At 42.3% G+C, this 7,008-nt stretch carries 8 protein-coding genes; 4 read left to right on the top strand and 4 right to left on the bottom strand.

Annotated features, from left to right (window positions below):
• Positions 1-245 precede the first annotated feature (245 nt).
• Entirely contained in the window at positions 246-566 is a 321-nt protein-coding gene (locus tag H6F42_RS21130) for a hypothetical protein (protein ID WP_190401354.1), read from the top strand.
• A 21-nt stretch (positions 567-587) separates the two neighbouring features.
• On the opposite strand, the gene H6F42_RS21125 is transcribed toward H6F42_RS21130, so the two are convergent.
• Positions 588-1,004 (bottom strand): PIN domain-containing protein, encoded by a 417-nt coding sequence (locus tag H6F42_RS21125; RefSeq protein ID WP_190401353.1) that lies wholly within the window; start codon positions 1,002-1,004, stop codon positions 588-590.
• Entirely contained in the window at positions 1,001-1,243 is a 243-nt protein-coding gene (locus H6F42_RS21120) for a hypothetical protein (RefSeq protein ID WP_190401352.1), read from the bottom strand. Before H6F42_RS21120 ends, H6F42_RS21125 begins: the two co-directional genes overlap by 4 nt.
• 143 nt (positions 1,244-1,386) lie before the next feature.
• Between H6F42_RS21120 and H6F42_RS21115 the strand changes: the two genes are divergently transcribed.
• Positions 1,387-1,629 (top strand): hypothetical protein, encoded by a 243-nt coding sequence (locus H6F42_RS21115; RefSeq protein ID WP_190401351.1) that lies wholly within the window; start codon positions 1,387-1,389, stop codon positions 1,627-1,629.
• Complete coding sequence (locus H6F42_RS21110) at positions 1,608-1,979, top strand: type II toxin-antitoxin system PemK/MazF family toxin (RefSeq protein ID WP_190401355.1); 372 nt, start codon at positions 1,608-1,610, stop codon at positions 1,977-1,979. The genes H6F42_RS21115 and H6F42_RS21110 overlap by 22 nt, the downstream gene beginning before the upstream one ends.
• A gap of 159 nt (positions 1,980-2,138) precedes the next feature.
• On the opposite strand, the gene H6F42_RS21105 is transcribed toward H6F42_RS21110, so the two are convergent.
• Entirely contained in the window at positions 2,139-3,203 is a 1,065-nt protein-coding gene (locus tag H6F42_RS21105) for a HigA family addiction module antitoxin (RefSeq protein WP_190401350.1), read from the bottom strand.
• Positions 3,204-3,229: 26 nt separating this feature from the next.
• Entirely contained in the window at positions 3,230-3,529 is a 300-nt protein-coding gene (locus tag H6F42_RS21100; RefSeq protein ID WP_190401349.1) for a type II toxin-antitoxin system RelE/ParE family toxin, read from the bottom strand.
• A gap of 246 nt (positions 3,530-3,775) precedes the next feature.
• Here H6F42_RS21100 and mfd point away from each other — a divergent pair.
• The coding region (gene mfd / locus H6F42_RS21095; RefSeq protein WP_190401348.1) for a transcription-repair coupling factor at positions 3,776-7,008 on the top strand (3,233 nt) is incomplete at its 3' end.

Genomic DNA, 7,008 nt, shown 5'->3' with positions numbered 1-7,008 from the left:
AAACTACTGATTAGGTAATCTGAGTATAGGTCTAAGAACTTTCTGTCCATACCTTTCAACCTCTGTCGGAGTCTATCTTTACTCTACTCTGTTTTCCTTCCACGTAACATCAGTTAGTAAAATTTTTCAATGAAAATATTGATTTCTATCTTCCTTTCGATGAGGTTGACAATATTGCTTTATCTATTGAACAAGATTTAGATAGTATCCTTGATTTCAAAGTTACTTCTAGAGTGAAAAGAAAATTGCAAAAGCTCAAAAAACAGTTGCCTTCATCTAATGATACTTGGGAGAGACACTACGAAGAATGGTGGAAATCACAAGGTAAATTCTGGATGATAGAACTAAGAGAAATTACGGTAAAAAATTTTAATATGGGACATGATTGGCAATTCAGCAAAGAAGAGAGTGTACTCTTAAAACAATATTATTGTGCTAATGAATTGATACTACAATGTCTTACTAATTGTAGTGTTGTAAGTAGCACAGTGCATCAAGAAATAGAAAATACTTTATTTTTGCCGATCGCTGAAATTGAAAAATATAATCAAGAAAAATTAGATTAAAAGAATCTCATATTTTCATATCTAGCCTGCTTCTAGCAACAAAGCCCGATATCCTGCTTGTACAAAATGAAAATCAGCCGTTGCCGCATCAATCAAACCATTCTCTGACATCACCGTAAAAGAAATACAATCCGTCAAACCCCAATCCTTATCTGGTCTAGCACCATAAAGCTCCAAAGCACGACCCAACAACGCCGTATCCACACTAACCACCCTAATGTTTGGAGTTTGATAACACTGTCGAATAAATTGAGAAGCAACACCACGATTCATCGCACTAAAAGCATTTCCCACCTCAACTAACACCGCTTCAGTTACCCATACCTCCCTCGCATTGTAAACCCTCGGTAATAGAACCTTTGCCAGTTGATGATGCCGATCTTTAGAATTGAGCAACGCCTGAATAAATGACGTATCTAGCAACAATCGCTCTCTCATGACGCATTCTCAGCCTGGCGTTTAGGAGTCCCATATAAATAATGATCATGTTCCGCCGACCAATCTTCAGGAGCCTCAACCGTTCCCGTAAAATTCTCTAATAAATCCCAAGCATTCTGAACAGGAGCCACTTGTTCAGGAACAATCGTAATTAAATAGCGCTTATTTCGTTCAAGTTTAAGCGGCTGATCTGGTGTAAGCACCGACCCATCGAAAGTAACTGATAGCAGTTCATTCATAACAATGTTTTAGTAGGCTACATTTACCATCTTATATCCTATCGAATAGCCGATGAATACAGGTGCAAAAACTTAGCGATCGACTATACGCCTAGCCCACAATATGAGTTAGCATAATACACACAGCCAATGTGTACTCATATATGTATCAACGCATTAACATCACATTACCCAACGAAACACTACAGCTACTTGATCGCATCGCACCAAAAGGCGATCGCAGTCACTTCATTGACCAAGCCGTTAAATACTACATCAACGCCGAAGCCAAGAAAAATTTACGGGACAAACTCAAGCAGGGCGCATTGTGCCGAGCAGATCGAGACTTAGGCATTACTCAAGACTGGTTTAACATCGATGAGGAATCATGGCAAAACGAAAAATAGAATTTCCTAAGAGAGGCGAAATCTATTTAGTTAACTTTGACCCTACCATTGGCTCAGAAATTCAAAAAACTAGACCTGCTCTCATTCTCCAAAATGATATTTCCAATCAATACAGCCCGATTACCATCGTTGCTGCCATCACCTCCCAATTCGACCCTGAGACATATCCCACAGAAGTTTTAATCAATCCTCCAGAAGGCGGTTTAAAAGTGACATCCGTAGCTCTTCTCAATCAGATTCGTTCTATTGATAAACAACGCTTAGTCAAAAGAATGGGTATCGTCTCCGATCACCTCATGGGATATGTAGATAATGCAATTCAAATAAGCTTAGGATTAATTGAACTATAGAATTAGTTAGCGATCACCTATAACAACCTTGCTACAATAAGCATGATCCACAATCTCCAAATCATAGCCAATGAAATTAGCCTATTGATTTAGAAAAACAACTATGAACGACATCCAAGAATATGACCTTGTTGCTTTAATAGAAGATGCGATCGCTATTTACAAAAAAGCACTAACTTTAACCAGCAAAGATCTCAAGTTTCTATGAGGAACCAATTGCTCATTATGCAAACGTCCCAAAATAATCCCAGAATGTCTCTTTTGACTACGAGCAAACTCCTCAATCGCCTTACGAGAAAAAGTCGGCTTATGCTTAACCACAAATTCCTGAAGAGCCAATGGATCGATTAGCCAATTAGCAGCCAACTGATTAGCCTCAGCCTCCTCCTCATTTACATCAAGATTGCCCAAATCATCAAGATAGCTGCCTTGATGCCCCGCCACAATATGCCCCAACTCATGCATGAGCGTAAACCAAAACGCATCAACTCGGTCATATCTCAAGGTCAACGCCACAACTGGACGCTCAGCAAGATAAAATGCCGCCCCATCCAAGTAAGTCTTACTCAAATGTGGCACAACCACAAAATGAACACCCAATGATAAAAGCAAATCAGGAATTTGCTTTACATCCTCCGCTTTCTCCGCAAACGTCAAAATTGTGGGAATTGCTGCTTTCAATTGCGCGAGATCGAACTTACAAACCCTTTGCTGTCTGGCAATATTTTCAACTTGCTTTGCCCATGCTAATTGAGCGATCGCTTCAGGGTTACGTTCTTGAGAACAGCGAAAATTAAGTGTTAACTTCGGTGTCTCATCAATAGAACTAATACCGTAAAAATTGCAAACTTGCCTTTCTAACTCTTCCAGTGAATCAGACAAATGAATCCATCCGCGCTTAGTCAATTCGGCAATCGGAGCTAGATTATAAATTTGACTTTTGCGCGTAATCTCTTGAGATTGATTTTCTTTTCTTGCGAGATGTAATCGATAATTCGTTTCTAGATTTGTCCAAAACTCCGCAGAAGTACCAAAAGCTCCAGCAAAATCTAGAGCAGTTTCAGGAGTAATTTGCTTCTTAGCTTGAATGATTTCATTAATCGTCTGTGGTGGACGACCTGTAATATCTGCCAAATCTTTCTGTGTCCAACCACGAGCTTCTAACTCACGACTCAAAATACGTCCTGGGGTGGGAACCCTTGCAGGTGCTAATGATTGACTCATAGTTACCTCTCCATTTAGTCTAAAAATCAATGATAATCTTCAATACCAAGAATCTGAAGGTAAAAACCTTCCTTATCTTCTTCTAATGTGACAATTAATCGCCACTGTTTATTCAGACGTAGCGATCGCTGTCCTTGCTTGCCTCGTTGTCCAACTAGCTTTTCAAAACGCAGTCCCTTATTAGCATAGAGATCTCTTTCACTAAGAGCAGCAGCAATTATTGCCATGACCTCAAAGAAGTCATCAACTACATTCGGGTACTTATGAGCATTTTTCTCTTCGATATAGAGAGCTTCAAGTTTTTTATCTTTAAAGCGAAAACGCACTTCCCTACTCCAGACTACCGAAGTAATTTAAGACAGTTTGTATACCACACATTCGGCTCTAGGGTGAAACACTGAAATTAGTTTAACATGATTTACAGGGAAAGTGCATAATTTATTGCAAGCGTGTAGTTTTTCAATCAAGTTAAAAGGAAACCTCAACATATGGTAATTGTGCCATTTATCCCAATAGCCACTCGCAAAAAGCATAAAATAACTACAAACACAGGACTAAGTTAATCCCCACCCATGACTTTCACAGCAGTCCTAGAGAATATAGCCCGATCGCCTATCGCCACAAAAATAGGCGACAAGCTCAAAACAGCCAAAAGCATATCTCTATCAGGACTATCCCGCTTAGGCAAGGGACTGATTAGCACCCACCTATGCCAACAACAAGCCAAACCATTACTCATCGTCACCGCCACCGTCGAAGAAGCAACCCGATGGGCTTTACAACTCCAGTCCATGTCATGGCGCGTCTATCTATATCAACCCCTTGATACATTTCCCTACGAATCCGCTCAAATCGATTTAGAAACAGCTTGGACAAGGATTGAGATATTAGCGGAATTGCTTGCCAAACCACAACATAACCTAGCGATCGCTACCACCATAAACGCCCTACAACCTCATCTACCATCCCCTCAAGTCTTCCAAAAACATAGCATCTATCTCAATATCGGTGATTCGCAATCAGTTAAATTACTTGCTGTGGCTCTGGCAAGATTGGGATATGCAGAAGTCAAAGAAGTAAAGGAATCAAAACAATGGAGCCGTAAAGGATTTAGTTTTGAAGTGTTTCCAGTTAATCGAAACCTACCAGTGCGTCTAAGCTGCAATCGCGGCACTGTCGAGAAAATCAGAGAGTTTGACCACACTAATCCCAAAAGCTTCACTGACCTATCCAGCATAGCGATCGCCCCTGTCGATTTGCATGAGTTTGTTACTTCTCACAAAGCTACATTACTGCATTACTTATCCAAAAACTTTATTGTCGCCATTGATGAACTTGAACAATGTCAGAGCTATAGCGATCGCTGGTACGAAGCGGCGGATGAGCTTTATCAAAATCAATCGCAAGCCGATACACCGAAACTGCATTGGGACTTTGCTAAGTGCATGACTGAGGCGAAGAAGTTTCAAATGCTTCAACTTAGTGAGCAACCACTTAAACCTAAAGCCAATATTTTTAACTTTGCCAGTGCCTCTATTCCCATAGTTCCCCATCAGTTTGACCAGATTGCGGCGCTGATTCGCGAATATCTCAACTTGGAATATCAAGTCACGCTGATTTCGGCTCAACCTTTGCGCGTGGCAACTTTGCTCAAGGAATATGACTGCATTGCTAATCTAGTTAATAATCCTGATGATTTACAGTCAATTGCGCGCATTCAGAAAGCTGAAAAACCAGTCATTTTGAAATATTCGGGACTGACGGAGATGCAAGGCTTTGTTTTGCCTAGTTGCAAGTTGGCGATTTTGACCGATCGCGAATTATTCGGACAGCAATTATTAGCCTCGCCAACCTTTGTGCATCCCTCACGGATGAATACAGCTAAATCAGTTAATCCTGACGAACTAAATGTTGGTGATTATGTCGTGCATCGTAAGTATGGGATTGGTAAGTTTACGCGCTTTGAAACCATTGAAGTGAAGGGAGAAAAGCAACCGCATTACATCGTTGAGTTTGCCGATGGTAAGACTGCTGTGGCGATCGCGCAGGAAAATGAGAAAATCCTCTCCCGCTATCGCAGTGCTTCTAATCAGCCGCCTAAATTAAGCAACATCGCCAATACAAAGGCGTGGGATAGCGCTCTCAGCAAGTGCCAAAAGGAGATTTACAAGTTAGCAAAGGATTTACTGCAACTCTATGTCCGTCGCGCCAATTTAGTCGGCTATGCTTTTCCACCTGATACCGATTGGCAACAGGAGATGGAAGATTCTTTTCCCTATCAACTCACTCCCGATCAGGTCAAGGCTGTTCAAGATGTGAAGCAAGACATGGAAAGCGATCGCCCGATGGATCGGCTGGTTTGCGGTGATGTCGGCTTTGGGAAAACAGAGGTGGCGGTAAGGGCGATTTTTAAGGCAGTTTGTGCGGGTAAACAAGTGGCTCTGTTAGCTCCGACGACGATTCTAGCGCAACAGCATTTTCATACGCTCCAAACTCGGTTTGCGGCTTATCCTTTCACAGTAGATATTGTGAATCGGTTTCGCCCTGCGAAGGAGCGCAAGCAGGTTTTGCAACAGGTTGCGGATGGTAAGGTACAAGTCATTGTCGGTACGCATCAACTTTTGTCTAAGGATGTTGAGTTTCATGATTTAGGTTTACTGGTGATTGATGAAGAACAACGATTTGGGACTTTGCAGAAGGAAAAAATCAAGGCGATGAAGGGGAATGTGGATTTATTGACTTTGAGTGCAACGCCGATTCCGCGTACTCTATATGCGGCTCTTTCTGGGGTGCGGGAGATGAGTGTGATTGCGACTCCTCCTCCCTCAAGGCGATCAATTCAAACCCATTTGTCTGCTTACGATGCCTCACTTGTGAAAACAGCAATTCGTCATGAGTTAGAGCGTGGTGGTCAGGTGTTTTATGTTGTACCGCGTATTGAGGGGATTGAGGCGATCGCTGTTTCTTTACAGGTGATGTTGCCAAATGTGCGATTAGCGATCGCGCATGGACAGATGCAGGAGTCAGAGTTAGAGGCGGCGATGGTTGCTTTTAATAACAATGAGGCGGATATTCTCCTCTGTACGACGATTATTGAGTCGGGTTTAGATATTCCGCGTGTGAATACGATTTTGATTGAGGATGCTCATAAGTTGGGTTTGGCACAACTTTATCAATTGCGTGGTCGCGTTGGTCGGGCGGGGATTCAGGCTCATGCCTATTTGCTGTACCCGCCTAACCTTGAGTTGACCGATGCGGCTAAGAAGAGATTAGATGCGATTCAGGAATTTAGTCAGCTTGGTTCAGGCTATCAACTTGCGATGCGTGATATGGAGATTCGTGGGTTGGGGGATCTCTTGGGTGAGGAGCAGTCGGGTCAGGCGGATGTGATTGGCTTTGCGCTGTATATGGATTTGCTTCAGGAATATATTAATGAGTTACGGGGGAAGATTTTGCCTGAAGTTGCGGATACTGAGCTTCAGTTGCCGCGTTTGGTTGCTTTTATTCCTGACACTTACATAGAGGACAATGAGACGAAGATTAATGCTTATTTGACATTGGCAAAGGTAAAGTCGAAGGAGGAGATTCTCAAGTTGGCTGCGGTTTGGGAGAGTCTGTATGGGGATTTGCCTGAAGAAACTCAGGTATTGCTCAGGGTGATGGAATTGAAGCTGGTAGCGCGTAAGGTTGGAGTGTTTCGCATTTATGCTTCAGAGGATGGGCGCGATCTGATTCTGGACTCGAAACTGACGGATTCGCTTTGGGAGTTGCTTCATGCAAAGATTCCGATTGAGTTCTATTATCG

This window comes from Pseudanabaena sp. FACHB-1998 (genome assembly GCF_014696355.1).
Lineage (GTDB): Bacteria > Cyanobacteriota > Cyanobacteriia > Pseudanabaenales > Pseudanabaenaceae > Pseudanabaena.
The sequence above is the reverse complement of the archived record's forward strand: the minus strand, read 5'-3'. Positions and strand labels throughout refer to the sequence as shown.

Coding starts and splice junctions, on each gene's coding strand:
- H6F42_RS21125 (WP_190401353.1), bottom strand. CDS start 1,004: ATGAGAGAGCGATTGTTGCTAGATACGTCATTTATTCAGGCGTTGCTC.
- H6F42_RS21115 (WP_190401351.1), top strand. CDS start 1,387: ATGTATCAACGCATTAACATCACATTACCCAACGAAACACTACAGCTA.
- H6F42_RS21120 (WP_190401352.1), bottom strand. CDS start 1,243: ATGAATGAACTGCTATCAGTTACTTTCGATGGGTCGGTGCTTACACCA.
- H6F42_RS21105 (WP_190401350.1), bottom strand. CDS start 3,203: ATGAGTCAATCATTAGCACCTGCAAGGGTTCCCACCCCAGGACGTATT.